The sequence below is a fragment of the Actinomadura rayongensis genome, from assembly GCF_009831215.1.
Lineage (GTDB): Bacteria > Actinomycetota > Actinomycetes > Streptosporangiales > Streptosporangiaceae > Spirillospora > Spirillospora rayongensis.
Window position 1 is genome coordinate 248,100 of record NZ_WUTW01000007.1, and the last position, 21,273, is coordinate 269,372.

Below are 21,273 nucleotides of genomic sequence, written 5' to 3' on the forward strand. Positions count from 1 at the left end.
CGGGCGCTGTCGCGCGGCGCGCCCATCGTAGTGCCGTCCGGCGTCAGCCCGTGCCGGGCGCGCGGCCGGGCGGGAGGGCGCACGCGGGGGTGCCGCCGGGCAGGCGGTCGCGGTGCTTGGAGACGAACCGGTACGCGGCGAGGGCGATCCACCGCAGCGGCGGCGTCCGCAGCAGCAGGCCGACCGGACGCCACGCGCCGCCCGCCTCCGTCAGCAGCCGCGCGACGGCCTGCGCGGCGCCGTGGACGCGGCCCCGCTCGTCCACCCACAGCACCTCGCGGGCCGCGTGGGACGCGGTGACGCCGAGCGCGGCCAGGTCGGCGAGCTGGTACGGCATGATCCGCGCGCGCGTCGGGATGTGCCGCTCGATGAACCGGACGGACGCCGTGCAGAACCCGCAGTCGCCGTCGTACAGCAGAACCGGACGGCCCATCAGGAGTCCTCCGGCCAGGCGTCCACCAGCAGCCGACGTGTGTCGCGCAGGAGTTGGGGCAGGACGCGGGTGTGTCCGACGACCGGCATGAAGTTGGTGTCGCCGCCCCACCGCGGCACGACGTGCTGGTGCAGGTGCGCGGCGATGCCCGCGCCCGCGACCAGGCCGAGGTTCATCCCGACGTTGAAGCCCTGCGCGCCGCTCGCCTTGCGCAGCGCGCCCATCGCCCGGCGCGTCAGGACGGCCAGCTCGGTGTACTCGCCCTCGTCCAGGTCCCCGTAGTCGGCGACGTGCCGGTACGGGACGACCATCAGGTGCCCGGAGTTGTACGGGTACAGGTTGAGGACGGCGTACACCGACCGGCCGCGCGCGAGGACCAGGCCGTCCTCGTCGCTCATCGCGGGGATCTCGCAGAACGGGCAGCCCTCGTCCGCGCCGCTGCCGCTCGGCCGTCCCTCGCCCTTGATGTAGGCCATCCGGTGCGGGGTCCACAGCCGCCGGAAGTGGTCGGGGACGCCCGCCCCGCCGCGCTCCTCCTCGACCTGCGGGTCGCCCGGGTACGCCGCCGGCGCCGGGTCGGGCGCGTTCGCGCGCGCCTGCTGCGCCACGGACTCGTCGGGCTCTACGCTCAAGGCGGCGTTCTCCTTCGTGTACGGCCTCACCAGCAGCATAGAGAGAGAAGCCGGGCGGACCGCAGCCGGGATCCCCGCGAATCGGCGCGTCCGCCGTCCCCCTGCCCCGGCCCGCGAGCCGGGCGACCCCCCGTGGAGTGCGCGCATGACGGATTTCGACAAGGGACCCGGCGACAGATCCGGCGGACCGCCGGTCTTTCCCGGCCTGCCGCCGATCCCGCCGCCGGGGGCGCCCGACGGCGGGTTCGCGACGCCGTTCACCACGGCCCCGCCGGGGACCGTCGCGCCGCGTCCGGCGCGCACCGGGCCGGACGGCGACGCCGGCGGGGACCAGGGACGCGTACCGGGACGGACCACCATCGACGACGAGGTCATCGAGAAGATCGCGCTGCTGGCGGCGCTGGAGGTGCGCGGGGTCGCGGCCGTCGGCGTCGGCACCGGGCCGGGCGGCGAGCCCGCGGCCGGGACGGACCGGCGGCCCGCGGTGCGCGTCCGGCTGCACGACGACCGGGTCTCGCTGGACCTGGCGCTCACCGTCGAGTACGGCAGCGTGATCATGGCGGTGGCGGCGGAGGTGCGCGCCAACGTCGCCCGCGTCGTCGGGCTGATGCTGGACATGCGGGTGGACGCGGTCAACCTCGCGGTCGAGGACGTCCAGCTGCCGGGACGCGCCGGTCAGGCCCCCGGGCGCGCGTAGCAGGACGCCATCGTCCCGCCGAGCGCGAGCGTGGTGACCTTGGCGCGGCTCAGCGCGGTGATCGCGACGTCCGGGAACGCGAACGTGTGCGGGGCGCCCTTCATGACCGTGTCCTGGCGGGACTTGCGGGCGCCGCCGGTCAGCGTCACCTCGACGGTCACGGCGGAGCTGGCCGCGACGTTCACCACGACCTCGACGCCGCCGCCGGTCGCGGCCGGACGGTAGAGCGCGGCGTTCTGGTCGCACCAGTCGACGTTCGCCCCGCCGCCGTTCTGCCGGGGCAGCGGCATCTCGGGACCACCACCGCCGCCCTGCCCGCCGCCCGGCGTCGCGGGCGCCGACGCGGACGGGTAGAGCTGCCCGCTCGGCTGCTGCTGCGGGACGGGGTTGCCGCCGGGGTTGGCGCCCGGCGGGACGGTCGTCGCGCCGGGGCCGGGGGTCGCGGCGGCGCCGGCGCGTCCGCCGGTCCCGCGCACGACCGGGACGACCAGCACCGCGACGGCGGCGGCCACCAGCAGCAGGGCGCCGCCGTACCCGGCGACCCGCCACCACGGTGACGGCGGCTTCGGCGGCCTGCTGGTCTTCATGGACGACTTTCTCCCGGTTTAGCGCGGTCTGGGGGTCGAGGCTACCAAGGCCCGCCGGATGCGCCCGGAGTCCGCGCGGACCCCGGGCGCCCGAGCCGGATCAGACCCGGATCAGACCTGCACGCGGGACTCGATCGCGCGGACGATCTCCTCGACCGCCTCGCCCAGCGGGACGCCGTTCTTCTGCGAGCCGTCCCGGTAGCGGAACGACACCGCGTCCTTGGCGACGTCCTCGTCCCCGGCCAGCAGCATGTACGGGACCTTCTGCTTCTGCGCGTTGCGGATCTTCTTCTGCATCCGGTCGGACGAGTCGTCCACCTCGACCCGCACGCCCCGCTCGCGCAGCAGCGCGGCCAGCTTCTCCAGGTGCGGGACGTGCGCGTCCCCGATCGGGATGCCGACCGCCTGGACCGGCGCCAGCCACGGCGGCATCGCGCCCGCGTAGTGCTCCAGCAGCACGCCGAAGAACCGCTCGATCGACCCGAACAGCGCCCGGTGCAGCATGACCGGCCGCTTGCGGGTGCCGTCGGCCGCCTGGTACTCCAGCCCGAACCGCTCCGGCTGGTTCGGGTCGACCTGGATGGTGGAGAGCTGCCAGGTGCGTCCGATGGCGTCCTTGGCCTGCACGGAGATCTTCGGGCCGTAGAACGCCGCGCCGCCCGGGTCGGGGACGAGGTCGAGCCCGGTCTCCTCGGCGGCCTCGCGCAGCGCGGCGGTCGCCATCTCCCACATCTCGTCCGAGCCGATGAACTTGGGCGAGTCGTCGCGGGTGGACAGCTCCAGGTAGAACTCGTCCAGGCCGTAGTCGCGCAGCAGGCCGAGGACGAAGTTCAGCAGCCGCTTGATCTCGTCGCCCATGCCCTCCTGGGTGACGTAGATGTGCGCGTCGTCCTGGGTCATGCCCCGGACGCGGGTCAGGCCGTGCACGACGCCCGACTTCTCGAACCGGTACACCGACCCGAACTCGAACAGCCGCAGCGGCAGCTCCCGGTAGGACCGCCCGCGCGCCCGGTAGATCAGGTTGTGCATCGGGCAGTTCATCGGCTTGAGGTAGTAGTCGGCGCCGTCGACCTCCATCGCCGGGAACATGTCCTCGGCGTAGTTCTGGAGGTGGCCGGAGGTCTCGAACAGGTGGCCCTTGGTGATGTGGGGGGTGTTGACGAACTCGTACCCCTCCTCCTCGTGCCGCCGCCGCGAGTAGTCCTCCAGGACCTTGCGGATCACGCCGCCCTTGGGGTGGAAGACCGCGAGCCCGCTGCCGATCTCGTTGGGGAACGAGAACAGGTCGAGTTCCGCGCCGAGCCGCCGGTGGTCGCGCTTCTCGGCCTCCTCCAGGAACCTCAGGTACTCGTCCTGCTTCTCGCGCGACTCCCACGCGGTGCCGTAGATGCGCTGGAGCTGCGGGTTCTTCTCGCTGCCGCGCCAGTACGCGCCGCCGGTGCGCATCAGCTTGAACGCGGGGATGACGCGGGTGCTCGGCAGGTGCGGGCCGCGGCACAGGTCCTTCCACCGCAGGTCGTCGGTCTTCGGGTCGATGTTGTCGTAGATGGTCAGCTCGGCGCCGCCGACCTCCACGTCCGCGCCCTCGCCCGCGTCCGCCGCGCCGCCCTTCAGCCCGATCAGCTCCAGCTTGTAGGGCTCGGCGGCCAGCTCGTCGCGCGCCTCGTCGTCGGTGACGACGCGGCGGGAGAACCGCTGGCCCTGCTTGACGATCTCGCGCATCCGCTTCTCGATGCGCTTGAGGTCGTCGGGGGTGAACGGCGCGGGGACGTCGAAGTCGTAGTAGAACCCGTTCTCCACCGGCGGCCCGATGCCGAGCTTCGCCTCGGGGAACAACTCCTGCACCGCCTGCGCCATGACGTGCGCGGCCGAGTGCCGCATGATGGCCCGGCCGTCGTCGGAACCGATCGCGACGGGCTCGACGGCGTCGCCGTCGGCCAGCCGGTACGCCAGGTCGCGCAGCTCGCCGCCGACCCGGGCGGCGATCACGGTGCGGCCGTCGGCGTCCAGCGCCTCGCCCGCGGTCGTGCCGGCGGGCACCACCCGCTCGCTCCCGTCGAGGGTGACGCGCAGCTCTGACACGGTGGACACGGGTTCTCCTCGGGATGGTTCCGGTGAATGTGCGGCCGATGCTATCGACTGGGGGTCGCCGGACTCCGGCGAGTCTCGCGGGATCATCGTTCTCCTGCCGGGGCGGGCGGCCGGTCGCGGAAGACGGTCCCGGAACGCCGCGAGGCCCCGGGATCGCTCCCGGGGCCTCGCCGCGTGCTGTTCTAGGACGTGCGGCCGTGGCGCCGGGGCGTGCCCGGCGTCGTCGTCTCGTTCACGGCGCGCAGCATGGTTTCAGCGTAGCCCATTCAGGCGTGCCGCGTCCGGTCCGGCATCGCCAGGCGGTCCATGTCCTCCAGCTCCAGTCCGCGCGTCTCGGGCACCGACCGCAGGACGAACATGAGCGCGAGCGCGGAGAACACCGTGTAGATGCCGTAGGCGAGGCCGAGCGAGATGCCCGAGAGGCCGGGGAACGTCGTCGTGACGGCCCAGTTGGCGATCCACTGCGCGGCGGCCGACACCGCGAGCGCCGACGCGCGGATGAAGTTGTTGAACATCTCGCCGAGCATCACCCACACGACCGGGCCCCAGGTCGCGGCGAAGGAGAAGACGTACACGTTGGCGGCGACGAGCGCGAGCGGCCCGGCGACGTCGCCGAGCTGCGGCTTGCCGTGGACGACCGACGCCGTCGCGAAGCAGTACGCGAGGATCCCGAGCGTGACCACCATCCCGGACGCGCCCGCGATCAGCAGCGGACGGCGCCCGATCCGGTCCACCAGCAGGATCGCCACGACCGTCCCGACCACGTTGACGATCGAGTTGATCACCGAGGTCAGCATCGCGTTGCTCTCGCTGAACCCGACCGCCTCCCACAGCGTGGACGAGTAGTAGAAGATCACGTTGATGCCGACGAGCTGCTGGAACGCCGACAGCAGGATCCCGACCCACACGATCGGCAGCAGCCCGAACCGGGGGCCGCGCAGGTCGTGCAGCCGGACGGGCCGGTCGGTGGTGATCGAGTGCTCGATGTCGTCGATCTTGTGCTCGGCCTCGTCCCGGCTCATCAGCCGTGCCAGCACCCGGCGCGCCCGGGCGGGCTTGTGGTGTTTGACCAGGTAGCGGGGCGACTCGGGGATGATCACGGCGAGCAGGCCGTAGCAGACGGCGGGCACGACGGCGCTGGCGAACATCCAGCGCCAGGCCGTCCCGCCCCACGGGAACCCGCCGGACGCGCCGCCGTCGGAGACCTGCGCGATCGCGTAGTCCACGACGAGCGCGGCGAAGATGCCGAGCACGATCGCCATCTGCTGGAGCGAGCCGAGCCGTCCGCGCAGCCGGGCCGGGGCGATCTCGGCGATGTAGGCGGGCGCGATGACCGACGCGGCGCCGATCGCGAGGCCGCCGAGCACGCGCCAGGCCGTCAGGTCGACGGCGTTGAACGCCAGCGCGGAGCCGAGCGAGCTGATGACGAACAGGACCGCCGCGATGAGCATGACCTTGACGCGGCCGATGCGGTCGGAGATCGGCCCGGCGAACCACGCGCCGACCGCGCAGCCGAGCAGCGCCGAGGACACCACGAACCCGACCGTGAACGAGCTGAGACCGAACTCCGACTTCAGCGCGTTCACCGCGCCGTTGATCACCGAGGAGTCGTAGCCGAACAGGAAGCCGCCGAGCGCCGCCGCGGCCGACAGCAGCAGCGCGGTCGCGCCCGAGTGCCGCGGCTTCGCGTCCTCGTCGGTCGCGCTCGGTGGGCCGTCACCACGTTCCGTCATGGTGGTGATCTTCCCTGCGGCGCCGCGCTTATGCGGCGATCCGGACTTCGCGCAGGTCGGCGGGCGGGCAACGCGGGGCGGCGCGGCGCTCCGTTAGGGTGCACGCGTGACGATTCGGGTGCTCATCGCGGACGACCAGGAGATGATCCGGGACGGCCTCGCGGCCCTGCTGTCCTCCGATCCCGGCATCGAGGTGGTCGGGCAGGCCGGGGACGGCCGGGAGGCGGTCGAGCTGGCCCGCCGCCTGGACCCGGACGTCGTCGTCATGGACATCCGGATGCCCGAGATGGACGGCCTGGCCGCGACCGCCGAGCTGCACCGCGACCGCGACGGCGTCGAGCCGTGCGAGATCCGGCCGAAGGTGCTGATGCTGACGACGTTCGACCTGGACGAGTACGTCTACGAGGCGCTCGCGGCGGGCGCCAGCGGGTTCCTGCTGAAGGACGCGTCGGCCGCCGACCTCGTGCGCGGCGTCCGGATCGTCGCGTCCGGGGACGCGCTGCTCGCGCCGTCCATCACCCGGCGGCTCATCGGCGACTTCGCCCGCCGGCGGCGGCACCAGCGGCCGAGCCCGACCGCGACCGCGGGGCTCACCCCGCGCGAGATGGACGTCCTGCGCCTGGTCGCGCGGGGCCTGTCCAACGCCGAGATCGCGGCCGAGCTGGTGCTCGCCGAGCAGACCGTCAAGACCCACGTCGGGCACGTGCTGACCAAGCTGGCCCTGCGGGACCGGACGCAGGCCGTCGTGTTCGCCTACGAGAACGGGCTCACCGGCTAGGGTCCAGCACCAGCTTGCCGGTGGTGCGGCGGGCCCGCAGGTCCTCGTGCGCGCGGCGGGCCTCGGTCAGCCCGTACTCGCCGCCCGCGACGACCCGCAGCCGCCCGTTCGCGACGAGGCCGAACAGCTCGTCCAGCGCGGTGCGCATGACGTCGCCGGGGAGCTGGAAGACGTGCGCCAGCCACATGCCCGCGATCGTCGTGGAGTGCGCCATCAGCGCGGCGGGCTGCACCGGCGACGGCGGTGTCCGCGACGCCATGCCGTAGAACGCGAGTCGCCCGAAGGGGGCGAGCGAGCGCAGGCTCTGGTCGGTGACGGACCCGCCGGTCATCTCCAGCACGACGTCCACGCGGCGGCCCTCGTTGGCGTCGATCAGCGCGGCCTTGAGGTCGGGCTCGGCGGGGTCGACGGCGACGTCCGCGCCGAGGTCCAACGCGAGGTCGCGCTTCTCCTTGCTGGACGCGGTCGCGATGACCCGTCCGGCGCCCCACGCCTTGGCGAGCTGGACGGCGAGCGTGCCCACTCCCCCGGCGGCGGCGTGGACGACGACCGACTCGCCGGGCGCGAGGTGGACGCTGCGGCGCAGCAGCAGCCACGCCGACGCGCCCTGGACGACGAGGCCGAGCGCGGACAGGTCGTCCACGGCGTCCGGCACGTCCCAGGCGGTCGCGGCGGGCGCGACGGCCTTCTCCGCGTAGCCGCCCGAGCCGAGCAGGGCGACGACGCGGCGTCCGTCCGGGGTGCGGCCGACGGCCTCGGCGCCGGGCACGAGCGGCAGCGCCGCCCGCGCCAGGTAGCTGTTCTCGGCCTGGTGGGTGTCGGCGTAGTTGATCCCGGCGCGGGAGACGTCGAGCAGCAGCTCGCCGGGGCCCGGCTCGGGGTCGGGCAGCTCGGTGAGCGTCAGGACCTCCGGTCCGCCGAACTCGGTGATCTGGATCGCGCGCATGGATGCTCCTGTTCGTTCTGGTCAGCGGGGACCGGGGACGCCCCGGAAGGCGAACGGCGCGGACTCGCGGCCCGGGACGACGAACCACGCCTCGCCGGTGCCTTCCCCGGCGAGGATGCCGAAGAACGCGTCCACGACGTCGGAGACCTCGAGAATCGGGAACTCGACCGACGTGAGGTGGTCCTTGATCGGGCCGATGATCGCGGTGTCGGCGAACGACGGGCACAGCGCGTTCACCCGGATGCCCTCGCCCGCGTGCCCGGGGCCGAGCGCGCGGACGAGCCCGACGACGGCGGCCTTGTTCGTCCCGTAGAGCGGGTCCAGCGGCATCGCGGTGAGCCCGGCCATGCTCGCGGTCGCGACGATGTCGCCGCCGCCGCGGGCGCGCAGCGCGGGCAGGGCCGCGTGGACGCCGAAGACGACGCCGTCCAGGTTGACGCCCATCACGCGGCGGTAGGCGACGGGGTCGAAGTCGTCGCCGACGCCGAAGCCCGTCGCGACCCCGGCGTTGAGGAACGCGAGGTCGAGGCCGCCGAACCGGTCGACGGCCGCGGCGACGGCCGCGACGCTGTCGGCGGGGTCGCTGACGTCGCAGCGGACGAACACCGCGTCCAGCTCGGCGGCGAGCGCCCCGCCCCGGTCGGCGTCGATGTCGGCGAGCACCAGCCGGGCGCCGCCCGCGGCGAGGCGGCGGGCGACCGCCGCGCCGATGCCGTTGGATCCGCCGGTGATGACGGCGACCTTGCCGTCCGGGTCGTACGCGCCCGTCATGGGACCTCCCCATCAAGTAACTGACTCGTCAGTTACTCTAGCGCCATGGACTTCGCACCGAGCGGGCGCGCCCAGGAGTACCTGGCCCGCCTCCAGGACTTCATGGACGAGCACGTGTACCCCGCCGAGCCGGTCTACGCCGCGCAGCGCCGGGAGCTGGCCGCCGCCGGACGTCCGCACGACCTCCCGTCCGTCGTGGACGACCTCAAGGCCGAGGCGCGGCGGCGCGGGCTGTGGAACCTGTTCCTGCCCCACGCGACCGACCCGGCGCACGGGCTGAGCGTCACCGACTACGCCCCGCTCGCCGAGCTGACCGGACGGTCGCCGCTGCTCGCCCCCGAGGCGCTCAACTGCTCGGCGCCCGACACCGGCAACATGGAGGTCCTCGACCTGTTCGGCACGCCCGAGCAGAAGGAGCGCTGGCTGAAGCCGCTGCTGGACGGGGCGATCCGGTCCGGCTTCGCGATGACCGAGCCGGACGTCGCCAGCTCCGACGCCCGCAACATCGCCACCCGCATCGAGCGCGACGGCGACCACTACGTGATCAACGGCCGCAAGTGGTGGATCACCGGGACGGCCGACCCGCGCTGCGCCGTCCTGATCGTCATGGGCAAGACCGACCCGGAGGGGCACCCCTACCGGCAGCAGTCGATGGTGCTCGTCCCGATGGACGCGCCGGGGGTGGAGGTCGTCCGGGCGCTGCCGGTGTTCGGCTACCACGACCAGGAGGGGCACTGTGAGATCCGGTTCACCGACGTCCGCGTCCCGGTGGAGAACCTGGTCGGCGAGGAGGGCGGCGGGTTCGCCATCGCGCAGGCCCGGCTCGGGCCCGGCCGGATCCACCACTGCATGCGGGCGATCGGCATGGCCGAGCGGGCGCTGGAGCTGATGTGCCGGCGGGCCGTGTCGCGGGTGGCGTTCGGCAAGCCTTTGGCCGCGCAGGGCGTCGTCCGGCAGCAGATCGCCGAGGCGCGGATGGCGATCGAGCAGGCCCGGCTGCTGACGCTCAAGACCGCCTGGCTGATCGACGCGCACGGCGTCAAGGCGGCGCGGTCGGAGGTCGCGGCGATCAAGGTGATCGTCCCGCGCACGGCGCTGAAGGTGCTGGACGACGCGATCCAGGTCCACGGCGCGGGCGGGGTCTCCGACGACTTCCCGCTGGCCGCGATGTGGGCGGGCGCGCGGACGCTGCGGCTCGCCGACGGGCCGGACGAGGTCCACGTCCGGTCGGTGGCGCGCACCGAGCTGGCGAAGTACGCGTGACGGACACGGCGGGCCGGCGGCGGATGCCGCACGCCCGGCGCCGGGAGCAGCTGCGCGGGGTCGCGCTCGGCGAGTTCGGGCGGCGCGGCTACCACGACACGCAGATGGAGCACGTCGCCGCCGCCGCGCAGGTCTCCAAGGCGCTGCTCTACCAGCACTTCCCGTCCAAGGACGAGCTGTTCGCCGACGTGTCCGCGGCCGTCGTCGCCGAGCTGACCGAGCGGCTGAGCGCGGCGGTGCTGGCCGAGCAGGACTCGGCGGCGCGCATCGCGGCGATGATCCGGGTGCTGTTCGACTACGCGACCGACGAGCCGGACGCGTGGAGCTTCATCGTCCGCCACCTGGACAAGTTCCAGGGCGGCGGGGAGCTGCGCGGGCTGCGCGACCGGCTCGGCGCGTCGTTCGCGGGGCTGCTGCTCGTCCGGCGCCGCAGCGACCCGACGCTGTCGCCCGCCGCGCTCGCGGTGAACGAGCGGCGGGCACGGCTGCTCGTCCCGCTGATGTACGGGGCGATCCTGTCGTCGGTGTCGTGGTGGCTGGAGCATCCCGACACCGCGCGGGACGAGGCCGAGGCGATGGCGCTGGAGTTCATCTGGCTCGGGCTGGACCGGCTGCGCTCTGGGGAGCGCATGGAGCACCACGTCCGGTGAGTCAGCGCTGTCCGGTCGTCGGGACGGTCAGGGACGCGCCGGTCACGTCCACCGCGCCGGCGGCCTTCTGGCCGGTGAACAGCGCGGTGCCGTCGGTGATCTGCAGGACGAGGCGGCTGCCCGGCGCGACCGTCCAGGAGACGGCCTCCAGGTCGCGGGTGAGCGTCCGCTTTTCGCCGTCGAGCGTGACGGGCAGCGGGGTGGCCTGGTTGCCGACGACGACGCCCGTCTTCTGGTCGACGATCTGGGCGTAGAGCGCGGTGCGGTCGTTGAACGCGTTGCCCTTATAGGTGAACGTCAGGTGGGGGACGCCGAGTGCCTGGCCCGGTGCGCGCGGCGCGGGGATCGGGATGTCGAGCGCGTGGGACGCGGGGGCGGCGGCGATCTGGGAGCCGGAGGAGTCGAACGGGCTGATCGTCAGGCGGCCCTTGCCCTTGGCCTTCAGCGCGCCGGTGGGCTTGGGCGGGTAGGCGGGGGCGGAGCGGTAGACGCCGTCCTGGTCGATGTACTCGAAGCCGGGGCCGGTCGGGACGTTCTTCTTCTTGAGGTAGCGGTCGAACCAGGCGAGCGTGCGGGCCGTCAGGCGGTCGGCGGGGCCGGGCTTGGTCGTGCACTCACCGTGGCCGCCGCAGAACCAGATCATCTTGACGGGCGCGCCGTTGGCCTTGATCCGCTGGTAGAAGCCGATGCCCTCGCGCAGCGTGAAGAGGGTGTCGACGGTGCCCTGGACGACGAGCGTGGGGATCTTGATGTTCTTGACCAGGTCGCCCGCGCCCGCGCCCTCGAACCAGCGGGCGGTGGCGTCCGACAGCGTCCCGGTGAGCAGGCCCTCGGCGCAGCCTCGCGCGACCTGGTCCGCGACCCGGTTGCCGTTGAGCATGCCGCCCGCGCACAGCAGCAGGCCCCAGCCCGCCTTGAACACGTCGTCGGGGTAGAGGCTGCGGCGGACGTTGGTGAACGCGATGGTCGGGACGATGGCGTCCACGCGGGCGTCCGTCCCGGCCGCGACGAGCTGGATGCCGCCGCCGTAGCTGCCGCCCGCCATGCCGAGGCGCGGGTCGTTCTTGCGGTCGAGCTGGGCTTCGGGCTGCTTCGCCGTCCAGTCGATGATCTTGCGGACGTCGCGGCCCTCGACCTCGGGCCGGTCCACGTGGGCGGCGCCGGGCGAGCCGAAGCCGCGCGCGTTCCAGGTGACGACGTTGTAGCCCGCGGTCGTGAACGCCTTGAGGTCGCCCTTGGCCGGGTCGGTGGCGGCGCGTCCGCCCCAGCCGTGGCCGAGCAGGATCGTGGGCGCCTTCGCGCCCTGCTTCAGGCCCGCGGCGGGGAAGAAGTAAGTCGCGATCTTCGTGCCGTCGAACGAGGTGACCTCGGCGGACCGGCCGCCCGCGGCGTGCGCCGGGACGGCCCCGGCGAGGACGAGCGCCCCGGCGACCGCGACGGGCAGAACGGGACGGCGTGCCATGCCGGGCCTCCGAGGGGTAGAAACCGGAAATAAGCGACTGATTTCTATCACTCGTGATCACCGGTGGCCAGACCGGACCGGCCGCTATCAGATCGTGACCGGACGGCACGGGCCGGTGACCTGGTACGAACCGTCCCGCCGCCCGCGCCGGGCCGGCGAAGCGCGCGGGTCGTCCCCCAGCCGGGCCGCGCGCCGTTACCATTCCCGAAGTGTCAAGATCCCGTTGGCATGATCTGGACCGGAACGGCGTGAAATGGACGACCTCGATCTGCGGCCCCGGCTGCCCGGCAACCTGCCGCAGCTCTTCGCCGACGGCGCCGCGGGACGGGTCCTCACCACGCCGCTGCCGCCCGGCGACCTCGTCTGGCCCGACCCCGGTTATCCGCAGCGCCAGATCCAGCTCCGTCCCGCGTTCTGGGTGAGCGACGAGCCCGTCACCGGCGAGCTGTGGGCGCGGCTGCGCGCCGAGCACGAGCGGTCCGGGCTCTGGCCGCTGCTGCTGGACGAGTCCGACCAGCCCTGGGCCGCCGGGCAGATCGCGCCCGAGCCCGTCGAGGACATCGGCAACTACGCCCCGATCGCGTTCATGTCCGAGGTGTGGACCGACTGGGCCGAGCAGGCGACCGCCGAGGAGGCCCACGACCTCGCCCCGTTCGGCCTCGAATGCCCCGGCCCCGCCCCGCGCGGCGCCGCGATGGACGACCCCGGCGCCGTCGCCGACCGGCACGCCCGCTCGCTCGCCGGGCGCGGCCTGTCCCTCGGGCTCGTCGCGGTGGAGCGCGGCGCGGACGCGCTGACGGCCGCCGGCTGGCAGGGCGCGCTGAACCACAACGAGTGGACGGCGCCGCTGTCGGCCGTCGTTCGGAGCTGGGAGGACCGGTTCGCGGCGCGCGTCGTCGGGATGGGCTTCAACACGCTGGAGCTGTCCGTCGCGGCCCCGCCGGTGACGGCCCGGCACGCGCTCCAGGTCGCCGCCGAGCACTGGGCGTTCTGCCCCGACATTCTCTTCCAGGGGCCCGGGACGCTCGCCGGGTACGCCGAGGAGATCCGCGGCAAGACGTGGTGGTCGTTCTGGTGGGACTGACCCGTCAGTCCGCGCGCAGCATCCGCAGCGCGAGGTGGGCGTAGAGGGCGCCGATCTCGTCGGGGGTGCGCGGGCCGTCCGGGCGGTACCAGCGGCAGACGTCGATGGCGAGGGACGCGAGGGCGCGGCTCGTCCCGTCCACGTCGGCGACGTCGAACTCCCCCGCCGCCGCGCCCGCCCGCACCGCGTCGCGCAACAGCGTCCGGACCTCGCGGCGCAGGGCGGCGATCTCCTTCGCGTGCTCGGCCTCCAGCGCGCCCAGCTCGTTCTGGATGACCCGCGCGGCGTGGTGGTGGCGGGCGTGCCAGCTTGCGAACGCGTACATCAGCGCCCGGATCCGCGCAGAGTGCCCGTCTTTGTCCCGCGTCGCCGCCCGCAGCGTCTCCAGCACCGAGACGTGGACGCGCTCGGCGATGCGGTACAGCAGGTCCGCCTTGGTGCGGTAGTGGACGTACAGCGCGGCGGGGCTCATTCCGGCCGCCGCCGCGATCTGCCGCGTGGACGTGCCGTGATAGCCCAGCTCGGCGAAGGCGTCCACGGCGGCGGTCAGCATGCGCCGCGACGCCTCGGGAGTGACGGCGTCCCACATCTCGTCCACCGGCTCATCCTAAGCGGACGCTCAGTACACTGGCGGCGACATCGGTGAGTCCGGGAGGTTCCAGCCATGCGCCGTACCGTCTTCGAGGCCGAGCACGAGCTGTTCCGCGCGTCCGTCCGGGAGTTCGTGGAGCGGACGCTGCTGCCTTTGGACGAGACGATCCGCACTGAGCGTGCGCTCAGGCGCTCGGTGTGGCTGGAGGCGGGCCGTCAGGGCTTCCTGGGCATGCAGGTTCCCACGCAGTTCGGCGGCCAGGACGCGGGCGACTTCCGGTACAACGCCGTCCTCGGCGAAGAACTGGCGCGGGTGGCCGTCGCCTACAACTCGATCGTGAGCATCCACACCGACATCTGCGCGCCCTACCTGCTGGAACTGGCGACGGACGAGGCAAAGGCCCGCTGGCTGCCGAAATTCTGCACCGGCGAGCTGATCACGGCGATCGGAATGACCGAACCGTCCGGCGGCTCCGACCTGGCCGCCCTGCGCACGACGGCCGTCCGCGACGGCGACGCCTGGGTGATCAACGGCTCGAAGACCTTCATCACCAACGGCGGCCACGCCGACCTCGTGATCGTCGCGGCGAAAACCGACCCGTCACGCGGCGCCAAAGGCATCACCCTCTTCGGCGTAGAAGCCGACACCCCCGGCTTCACCCGCGGCACCAAACTGGACAAGGTAGGCCAGCCGGAAGCGGACACGTCCGAGCTGTACTTCACCGACGTCCGCGTCCCCGACACGTTCCGGATCGGCGACCTGGACCGAGGCTTCATCCACATGATGGAACGCCTCCCCCAAGAACGTCTTTCCTGCGCGATCGCGAACGTGGCCCACGCACGCGGCGTCCTGGACGAGACCATCACCTACGCGAAAGACCGCAAAGCCTTCGGCCAACCGATCGGTTCCTTCCAGCACAACAAGTTCCTGATAGCCGAACTCATCACCAAACTCGACGTGGCCCAGGCCTACGTCGACCAGTGCCTGGCCGCCCACACCACCGGCGACCTGAACTCCGTAGACGCATCAAAGGCCAAATACTGGACGTCCGAAGTCCAGAACGAGGTGATCGACGCCTGCGTCCAACTCTTCGGCGGCTACGGCTACATGCGCGAATACCGCGTCGCCCGCGCCTGGATGGACGCCCGCGTCACCCGCATCTGGGCCGGCTCCAACGAGATCATGAAAGAGATCATCGCCCGCTCCACCGGCCTCTAGCCCGACCTGCACCTTCATGCATTTTGTGGCGACCCGCCCTGGCCACATGCTGAGGAGGGCCGGGGCCCTGTCGCTGTGGTCATCCGGCGAGTCCGGCAGCGTAGGCGAAGATCACGGCATGGACGCGGTCCCGTGCATTGATCTTTGCGAGGACCCGGCCGACGTGGGTTTTGACCGTGGACTCCGAGAGGGTGAGCCGCTCGGCGATCTCGCTGTTGCTCAGCCCTTCGGCGATGGCGTTCAGGACCTGACGCTCACGATCGGTCAGCGTGGCGAGGCGGGGATCGCTTTCGTGGTGGACGGCGAGCCGGTGGGTGTGGGCATCCAGCAGGCGTCGCGTCAGCCGGGGCGCGACAATCGCGTCTCCCGCGGCCACCGCGCGGATGCCGACGAGCAGTTCCTCGGGCAGGGCGTCCTTCAGCAGGAAGCCGCTCGCCCCGGCGCGGAGCGCTGCGAAGGCGTACTCATCGAGGTCGAAGGTGGTCAGGACGAGAACCCGGGACCGTCCGCCCGCCGCCACGATCCGGCGTGTGGCCTCGATGCCGTCCATGCCGGGCATCCGGACGTCCATGAGGACCACGTCGGGTGACAGGTCGGCGGTGCGCCGGACGGCCTCGCTGCCCGTCCCCGCCTCGCCGACGACGGTCGCGATGTCGGGCCGGCTTTCCAGGAGCATCCGGAAGCCCATCCGCTGCAAGGGTTGATCATCGACGATCAGGACGCCGGTCATGCGGGCTCCGTCCCGAAGGTCGCGGTCACCAGCCAGCCGCCGCCCGGTCGCGGGCCTCCGCGGGCCGTTCCGCCGTACACGGCGGCGCGTTCGCGGATCCCGGCGAGCCCCAGCCCGTCGGTGACGGGAGCATCGGCGCTTCTTCCGGTGTTCTCAATGAGGAGTTCCACCCTCGTGGGAGTACAGGTCAGCCGGACGGCACCGGTAGCGTCCGGGCCTGCGTGTTTGAGTGTGTTGGTGAGTGCCTCCTGGACGATCCGGTAGATCGCGATCTGCACACCGGTCGGCAGGTCATCGGGGGTACCGCTGGTCGTCAGGGACACCGGCAGCCCGGCCTCGCCGACCTGCGCCAGCAGATCACCGAGGTCGGCGAGACCGGGCTGCGGCGTCAGTTCGGCGTCCTGGCCATGCTCGGTGAGGACGCCGAGCAGGGACCGTAGTTCTCCGAGCGCTTGCCGGCCCAGGCCGGCGATGTTCTCCAGGGCCTCGGTTCCGCGCCGGGGCGCCGTTCGCGACAGCGCGCCTCCACCGTCGGCGAGGCTGACGATCACCGCGAGGTGGTGACCGATCACGTCGTGCATCTCCCTGGCGATACGGGCTCGTTCGGTGACGGCCGCGAGCCGGGCACGCTGATCGCGTTCGGTCTCCAACCGCACCGCTCGCTCCTCCAGCCCCGCCAGATGTGCGCGGAGGATCCTGGCGCCCAGCCCGAGGGAGGCCGCGGCGGTCACCGCCGCGCCCATCAGGAAGATCGTCTCAGCAAGGCCGGGGCCGTCGATCCACCGCGCCGCCACGCCGAGCATCTCCAGATAGGCCAGGATCGCGGTCGGGGCGAGCGCCCGGAGCGGACCGTAGCGGGCCAGGCTGTACAGCGCGCAGAGCAGGGCGATGACGCTCGGTTCGGCCAGCCGCAGCCCGATCTCCACGGCGAAGACGATCGCGACCACCGCGAAGACGGGGAGCGGATGCTTGCGCCGCCACACCAGCGGTACGAATGCCAGTGGCCACAGCGTCCAGGCCGTCGCGATCTCAGCGGTGGTGGCGGGATGGTCGTAGAGGTCGAACGGCAGCCCGGCGGGTGCGAGGACGACCAGTGGCGCGGCCGCGGTGAGGCGGGGATGCCGGCGGCTGAAGGTGTTCAGCGCCTTTCGGACGCCGTCGGCGAAGGGCGGCAGCCGCTCACTGGTCTCCATGGTCGCCGTCCCCGGATTCAGGCGTCAGTACGCTTCAGACGGTATGTCGCGGCCGCGAGTGTCACCGCCACCCAGGCCGCGAAGACGGCGAGACCGGCGCCCGGACTCAGTGACTGAGGGTCGGGGTACAGGATCATCACCGCGCCGCCCGCTCGTCCGGGCAGGTAGGGGGCGATCGTGGTGTTCCACGATCTCGGCAGCAGGTTGGCGAGTTCGGGCAGGAGCAGCAGTCCCGCGACGAGCAGGGTGATCCCTCCGGCGACGTTGCGCAGCAGCATGCCCAGGGCGACTCCGAACACCGCGACCAATCCGAGGTACATGCCCGCACCGAACAGGCAGCGGAGCACGCCGGGCGCGGTGAGGGGCAGCTGCACCCCATCGGGCAGGAGACCGTATCCGATGAGGAACGCGCCGAAGGCCCCCGCCGTGCCGACGACCAGTGCGCACACCCCTGCGACCACGGCCTTGGACCACAGCACGGGCAACCGCCGAGGCACAGCCATGAACGTCGACCGGATCAGGCCGGTCCCATACTCACCGGCGGCGATCAGGACTCCGAAGACGCCGAGGACCAGCTGGGCGAAGTTCGCTCCGACCAGGGAGATGCCTATCGCGTCCTGGTAGTCGACCGGGCCCTGGTTGGTGGAGGCCGGATCGTAGGTGCCCGAGAAGATCCAGCCGAACACGACGAGGAACAGCATCGCCAGCCCGACGGTGATCTTCGCTGATCGCAGCGACCAGACCTTGGCCGTTTCCGAGCGCAGGACGCGCGGGCCCGTCACGCGGTGGTCGGCCGGGGAGAGCGTGGTCATGACGGTGGCGGTGGTCATCGCGAGCCTCCGACGCTCTCCAGACTACGGGCGTGGTATTCGACGGCGTCCCTGGTCAGATCCATGAACGCTTCCTCCAGCGAGACGCTCTGCACGGTCAGCTCGTACAGGGCGATCCCTTCGCGGGCCGCGGCGGTGCCGATCTCCCGGGCGCCGAGGCCGGCGATCGACAGTTCCTCGCCCCGCCCCGTCACCTCCACGCCGGGCCCCGCGATCGTGGTGCTGAGCCTGCCCGGATCGGCGCAGACGACCTTGACGCGATCTCCGCCCGCGGTCCGGACGAACTCCTCCAGGCTGGTGTCGGCCAGGACCCTGCCTCGCCCGACGATGATCAGGTGTTGGGCGGTCAGGGCCATCTCGCTCATGAGGTGCGAAGAGACGAAGATCGTCCGTCCCTCGGCCGCGAGCCCCGTCAGGAGATTCCTCACCCAGAGGACTCCCTCGGGGTCCAGACCGTTGACGGGCTCGTCAAGGATCAGGACCTGCGGGTCTCCCAGGAGGGCCGCGGCGATGCCCAGTCGTTGTCCCATGCCGAGGGAGAAACCGCCGGCTCGTTTGCCCGCAACCTCGGAGAGCCCGGCGAGCGCCAGTACCTCTTCGACGCGGCTCTTGGGGATGCCGTGGGTGTAGGCCAAGCCCTGCAGATGGGCGCGGGCCGTGCGCCCGGGATGAACCGACCGTGCCTCCAGAAGCGCCCCGACCTCCGTCAGCGGCGCGGGGAAGCCGGTGTACGACCGCCCCAGGACCGTCACGGTACCTTCGGTCGGCTTGTCGAGCCCGAGGATCATGCGCATCGTCGTCGACTTGCCGGCTCCATTGGGTCCGAGGAATCCGGTCACCACGCCCGGTCGGACGGAGAACTCGACTCTGTCGACGGCGGTCTTGGTTCCATAGCGTTTCGTGAGTGCGCGTGCTTCTATCACGCTTTCGCCCCCGCTCCTCTTGAGTGATCGCCTTCCACGCTAGGAGCCGGTTCCAGGGAAAAACCGGTACCGCAGGACCGATCTACCGCCCCGCCCGGTACCCCGGTACCACGTTCTCTCGCCATCCGCGCGGCTCGAAGAGGATCCCTTGGGTCATACCGGGAGGACCGGCTGGAGGGATGGGTGCCGGAAGGGGCGGAACCGCGGACCGAGTGCCACCACTGCTGATCAAGGTCCGATTGAAGCCAGGAACGGGCTGCGAGAGAACACCCATCGACCACGCCGCCGAGGCCTGTGTTGCATCGCCGACCTGTCAAGTTCGCCGGCGATGAGCGCCTCGCCGCTCGTCCTGAGATCGGAGCCCTGTTCGTTGAGGGGGGCACCCAGAATCGCGATCCTGCCGCCCAGCCGAACACGGCCCACAGGGTCGCTGCCGCGGCCTCGTAACCGACGTTCTCGGGGATGGCGAGCACGGCGTGCTGGGAACGGCTGATGTACTCCGCGTACCCGCCGAAGACCTGGTGGCCGGGGTAAGCGGTGTTGATGCACAGGTTGTCCTGACCCTTGGTGCACAGCGGACAGACGACGGCGGGACTGGGAAACCGGCCGGCAGGCAGCGAGCCGGGTAGCCATGGCGAGCGCCGGGTAGCGTTCGAAGGCGTCGGCGACGACGTAGAGGAAGTACCGCTCGGTGAACATGCCGGCTCCGGCGAGAGCGATACCGCCCGCGTTGATCAGCGAGTCGCGCAGGTCACGGCCGATCTGCACGACTTGCTCACGCCGGCGTTCGTTTCGAACGGATCCGTCGCCGGTCAGCGCTCGGGGGTGGCGTCGAGGATCCAGGTGATGCCGAAGCGGTCGGTGAGCATGCCGAAGGCGGGGGTCCAGGGAGCGGGACCGAGGGCTTCGACGACGGTCCCGCCGACTGCGAGCCGGGCCCACAGTGCTGCGACCTCGTCGGGGGTCTCGCCGTGCGCGCACAGGAAGAACCGCTCGCCGGTGGTGGTCAGGCCGTTCTCGCGGGTGGTGCGTAGCGAGACTGATCGCCATGAGATCTCCTTCAGTGGGCCGACCGAACGCGGTCGGGGTGATGACGGAAGACTCACAGCCATAGAGGACGGGGAACGTCCTCTACCGCGATGACCGTGACAGGCGTGCCGACCCATTCCGCTCCGGTGGCCTCCGGGCGTCTGCTGAGACGGTGATCCGCTCACCGAACACGCAAGGCAGATCCCGCCATGGCGGCCCGGTCCGTGCCTGCGGGCAGCCGGCTCGCCGACACGGTACATCAGTGCTGTTGCTCTAAAAACATAACAGCTCCACTGGAGTGGCCGTTCCATGCCGCCGGTATCATCGGGGCATGGCCGAAGCCGCCGTGGGACGCCGAGAGCGCAAAAAGGCCCGCACCAAGCAAGCGATCGCCGATGCGGCGTTGGACCTGTTCCTCGAGCACGGCTTCGACGAGGTCACGGTCAAGGACGTCGCCGAGGCGGCCGACGTGTCGATGAGCGGCCTGTTCAAGCACTTCCCGACCAAGGAGTCCCTGGTCTTCGACGAAGACGCCGATCTTCGGCCCGCCCTGGTCTCCGCGGTGCGCGACCACCGCGACGGCACGCCGGTCCTGCGGTCTTTGCAGGACTTCCTTGCGGACTACTTCGGTGAGAGCGCCGCCGATCCGCGGATGGCCGGGGTCCTACGGCTCGTCGCCACGACTCCTGCGCTGAACGTCTACGCCCGCCGCAGGTGGCTGCGCCACGAGCGGGCCCTGACCCAGGCGATCCAGGACGCCGGCCCGCAGGCTCCGGGCGCCGAGGAGGCGGCCCGGGCCGTGGCCCGGTTCGTCCTGGAGTCCCTTCCCTCCTGGCAGCCCGACGATCTCCACGACGAGGTCGATGCCGCGTTCTCGCTGCTTCGCGAGGGGTGGCAGGCGCCCGAACCGCGACGCGATGGGCCGATCCCGGCGACCGACCCCGAATGCGCGCAGGCGGCCCTCGGCGGCGGGACCGCGCGGGCGCCCGGTCTGCGTGAGCGGAAGAAGGCGCAGACCAGACGCGCCATCACCCGGACCGCGCTGGAGCTGTTCACCGAGCACGGCTACGACGAGGTCGGCGTCCGGCAGATCGCTGAAGCGGCAGGGGTCTCGCCCGCGACCCTGTTCATCTATTTCCCTGACGGGAAGGCCAGCCTGATCTTCCCCGGCGACCGGACGGACCGGGCGGCGAACCTCGTCCACGCCGTGCGCCACCGCGCCCCCGGCCGGACGATCCTGCGCAGTCTTCATGACCATATGGCTCAGCGGGGCCCGTTCAAACCGGATCCCACCCCCGATGAGCAGCGGGTTCTCGACCTCGTCCGCGGCACTCCCGAACTGGCCGACTACGTCCTCCAGTCCTGGAGGACGGCCCAGGACGCCGTCACCGAGGTGATAGCAGAGGAATGCGGGCTTCCCGCCGACGATCCGGGCGCGCGGCTCCTGACCAGGTACGTCCTGCAGATTCCCGACCTCGCCAGCACCTCCGGCGATGCCCGGCTCACTCTGGACGTCGTCACCCGTCTCCTCGAACAGGGTTGGCCTCGTTGCCTCATCGAGCCGTCACAACGCTGAGCGGTCAGGGTGCCCGTCTCGGATCCCGGCGGCGCCGGGATCCGAGATGTTCCGA

General features: G+C 71.8%; 21 protein-coding genes. 7 read left to right on the plus strand and 14 right to left on the minus strand.

The genetic code is table 11. The features are described from left to right. Positions 1-43: 43 nt before the first annotated feature. Both GQ466_RS26140 and GQ466_RS26145 read right to left on the minus strand, forming a co-directional pair. The gene (locus GQ466_RS26140) at positions 44-433 is read right to left on the minus strand and encodes a thiol-disulfide oxidoreductase DCC family protein (RefSeq protein WP_202421127.1); all 390 of its coding nucleotides are present in this window, start codon (positions 431-433) and stop codon (positions 44-46) included. Further along, positions 433-1,065: an HIT family protein gene (locus GQ466_RS26145; protein WP_237418374.1), complete on the minus strand. Its 633-nt coding sequence runs from the start codon at positions 1,063-1,065 to the stop codon at positions 433-435. The genes GQ466_RS26140 and GQ466_RS26145 overlap by 1 nt, the downstream gene beginning before the upstream one ends. A gap of 145 nt (positions 1,066-1,210) precedes the next feature. Between GQ466_RS26145 and GQ466_RS26150 the strand changes: the two genes are divergently transcribed. Next, positions 1,211-1,762, plus strand: coding sequence for an Asp23/Gls24 family envelope stress response protein (locus GQ466_RS26150; RefSeq protein WP_161105685.1), 552 nt, complete (start codon positions 1,211-1,213; stop codon positions 1,760-1,762). On the opposite strand, the gene GQ466_RS26155 is transcribed toward GQ466_RS26150, so the two are convergent. The 3 genes from GQ466_RS26155 to GQ466_RS26165 form a co-directional block, all read right to left on the minus strand. Further along, entirely contained in the window at positions 1,741-2,349 is a 609-nt protein-coding gene (locus GQ466_RS26155; protein ID WP_161105686.1) for a hypothetical protein, read from the minus strand. The genes GQ466_RS26150 and GQ466_RS26155 overlap by 22 nt on opposite strands. Before the next feature lie 111 nt (positions 2,350-2,460). Further along, on the minus strand, positions 2,461-4,440 hold the full coding sequence (gene thrS / locus GQ466_RS26160) for a threonine--tRNA ligase (protein WP_161105687.1): 1,980 nt from the start codon (positions 4,438-4,440) through the stop codon (positions 2,461-2,463). A gap of 266 nt (positions 4,441-4,706) precedes the next feature. Then, a complete protein-coding gene (locus GQ466_RS26165) occupies positions 4,707-6,173 on the minus strand; it encodes a sugar porter family MFS transporter (RefSeq protein WP_161105688.1) in 1,467 nt (488 codons plus the stop codon). Between the two features lie 106 nt (positions 6,174-6,279). Here GQ466_RS26165 and GQ466_RS26170 point away from each other — a divergent pair, with 106 nt between their 5' ends. Beyond that, positions 6,280-6,951 (plus strand): response regulator, encoded by a 672-nt coding sequence (locus tag GQ466_RS26170; protein WP_161105689.1) that lies wholly within the window; start codon positions 6,280-6,282, stop codon positions 6,949-6,951. Here the strand turns inward: GQ466_RS26170 and GQ466_RS26175 are convergent. Both GQ466_RS26175 and GQ466_RS26180 read right to left on the minus strand, forming a co-directional pair. Then, positions 6,941-7,897 carry a quinone oxidoreductase family protein gene (locus GQ466_RS26175; protein ID WP_161105690.1) on the minus strand — a complete coding sequence of 319 codons (957 nt, stop codon included), beginning with the start codon at positions 7,895-7,897 and terminating at the stop codon, positions 6,941-6,943. The two genes, GQ466_RS26170 and GQ466_RS26175, sit on opposite strands and share 11 nt — an antisense overlap. Before the next feature lie 21 nt (positions 7,898-7,918). Next, the gene (locus GQ466_RS26180) at positions 7,919-8,668 is read right to left on the minus strand and encodes an SDR family oxidoreductase (RefSeq protein WP_161105691.1); all 750 of its coding nucleotides are present in this window, start codon (positions 8,666-8,668) and stop codon (positions 7,919-7,921) included. Between the two features lie 45 nt (positions 8,669-8,713). Between GQ466_RS26180 and GQ466_RS26185 the strand changes: the two genes are divergently transcribed. Together GQ466_RS26185 and GQ466_RS26190 are read left to right on the plus strand one after the other, a co-directional pair. After that, entirely contained in the window at positions 8,714-9,931 is a 1,218-nt protein-coding gene (locus GQ466_RS26185; protein ID WP_161105692.1) for an acyl-CoA dehydrogenase family protein, read from the plus strand. Further along, positions 9,928-10,581 (plus strand): TetR/AcrR family transcriptional regulator, encoded by a 654-nt coding sequence (locus GQ466_RS26190; protein WP_337193635.1) that lies wholly within the window; start codon positions 9,928-9,930, stop codon positions 10,579-10,581. Before GQ466_RS26185 ends, GQ466_RS26190 begins: the two co-directional genes overlap by 4 nt. A gap of 1 nt (position 10,582) precedes the next feature. On the opposite strand, the gene GQ466_RS26195 is transcribed toward GQ466_RS26190, so the two are convergent. Continuing rightward, complete coding sequence (locus tag GQ466_RS26195) at positions 10,583-12,043, minus strand: alpha/beta hydrolase family protein (protein WP_161105693.1); 1,461 nt, start codon at positions 12,041-12,043, stop codon at positions 10,583-10,585. Positions 12,044-12,296: 253 nt separating this feature from the next. Between GQ466_RS26195 and GQ466_RS26200 the strand changes: the two genes are divergently transcribed. Then, a complete protein-coding gene (locus tag GQ466_RS26200) occupies positions 12,297-13,127 on the plus strand; it encodes a DUF4253 domain-containing protein (protein WP_161105694.1) in 831 nt (276 codons plus the stop codon). Positions 13,128-13,131: 4 nt separating this feature from the next. On the opposite strand, the gene GQ466_RS26205 is transcribed toward GQ466_RS26200, so the two are convergent. Then, the gene (locus GQ466_RS26205; protein WP_161105767.1) at positions 13,132-13,716 is read right to left on the minus strand and encodes a TetR-type transcription factor C-terminal domain-containing protein; all 585 of its coding nucleotides are present in this window, start codon (positions 13,714-13,716) and stop codon (positions 13,132-13,134) included. A 75-nt stretch (positions 13,717-13,791) separates the two neighbouring features. Between GQ466_RS26205 and GQ466_RS26210 the strand changes: the two genes are divergently transcribed. Continuing rightward, positions 13,792-14,937, plus strand: coding sequence for an acyl-CoA dehydrogenase family protein (locus GQ466_RS26210; RefSeq protein ID WP_161105695.1), 1,146 nt, complete (start codon positions 13,792-13,794; stop codon positions 14,935-14,937). Positions 14,938-15,016: 79 nt separating this feature from the next. Here GQ466_RS26210 and GQ466_RS26215 read toward each other — a convergent pair whose 3' ends face one another. The 5 genes from GQ466_RS26215 to GQ466_RS26240 form a co-directional block, all read right to left on the minus strand. Then, positions 15,017-15,667: a response regulator gene (locus tag GQ466_RS26215; RefSeq protein ID WP_161105696.1), complete on the minus strand. Its 651-nt coding sequence runs from the start codon at positions 15,665-15,667 to the stop codon at positions 15,017-15,019. Further along, entirely contained in the window at positions 15,664-16,860 is a 1,197-nt protein-coding gene (locus GQ466_RS26220; protein ID WP_161105697.1) for a sensor histidine kinase, read from the minus strand. Before GQ466_RS26220 ends, GQ466_RS26215 begins: the two co-directional genes overlap by 4 nt. A 17-nt stretch (positions 16,861-16,877) precedes the next feature. Then, positions 16,878-17,690: an ABC transporter permease gene (locus tag GQ466_RS26225; RefSeq protein WP_161105698.1), complete on the minus strand. Its 813-nt coding sequence runs from the start codon at positions 17,688-17,690 to the stop codon at positions 16,878-16,880. After that, the gene (locus GQ466_RS26230) at positions 17,687-18,613 is read right to left on the minus strand and encodes an ATP-binding cassette domain-containing protein (RefSeq protein ID WP_161105699.1); all 927 of its coding nucleotides are present in this window, start codon (positions 18,611-18,613) and stop codon (positions 17,687-17,689) included. The genes GQ466_RS26225 and GQ466_RS26230 overlap by 4 nt, the downstream gene beginning before the upstream one ends. Positions 18,614-19,425: 812 nt before the next feature. Further along, positions 19,426-19,719 carry a VOC family protein gene (locus GQ466_RS26240; RefSeq protein ID WP_202421128.1) on the minus strand — a complete coding sequence of 98 codons (294 nt, stop codon included), beginning with the start codon at positions 19,717-19,719 and terminating at the stop codon, positions 19,426-19,428. A 254-nt stretch (positions 19,720-19,973) separates the two neighbouring features. On the opposite strand from GQ466_RS26240, the gene GQ466_RS26245 reads away from it, so the two are divergent. Continuing rightward, on the plus strand, positions 19,974-21,218 hold the full coding sequence (locus GQ466_RS26245) for a TetR/AcrR family transcriptional regulator (RefSeq protein ID WP_161105700.1): 1,245 nt from the start codon (positions 19,974-19,976) through the stop codon (positions 21,216-21,218). Positions 21,219-21,273 lie beyond the last annotated feature (55 nt).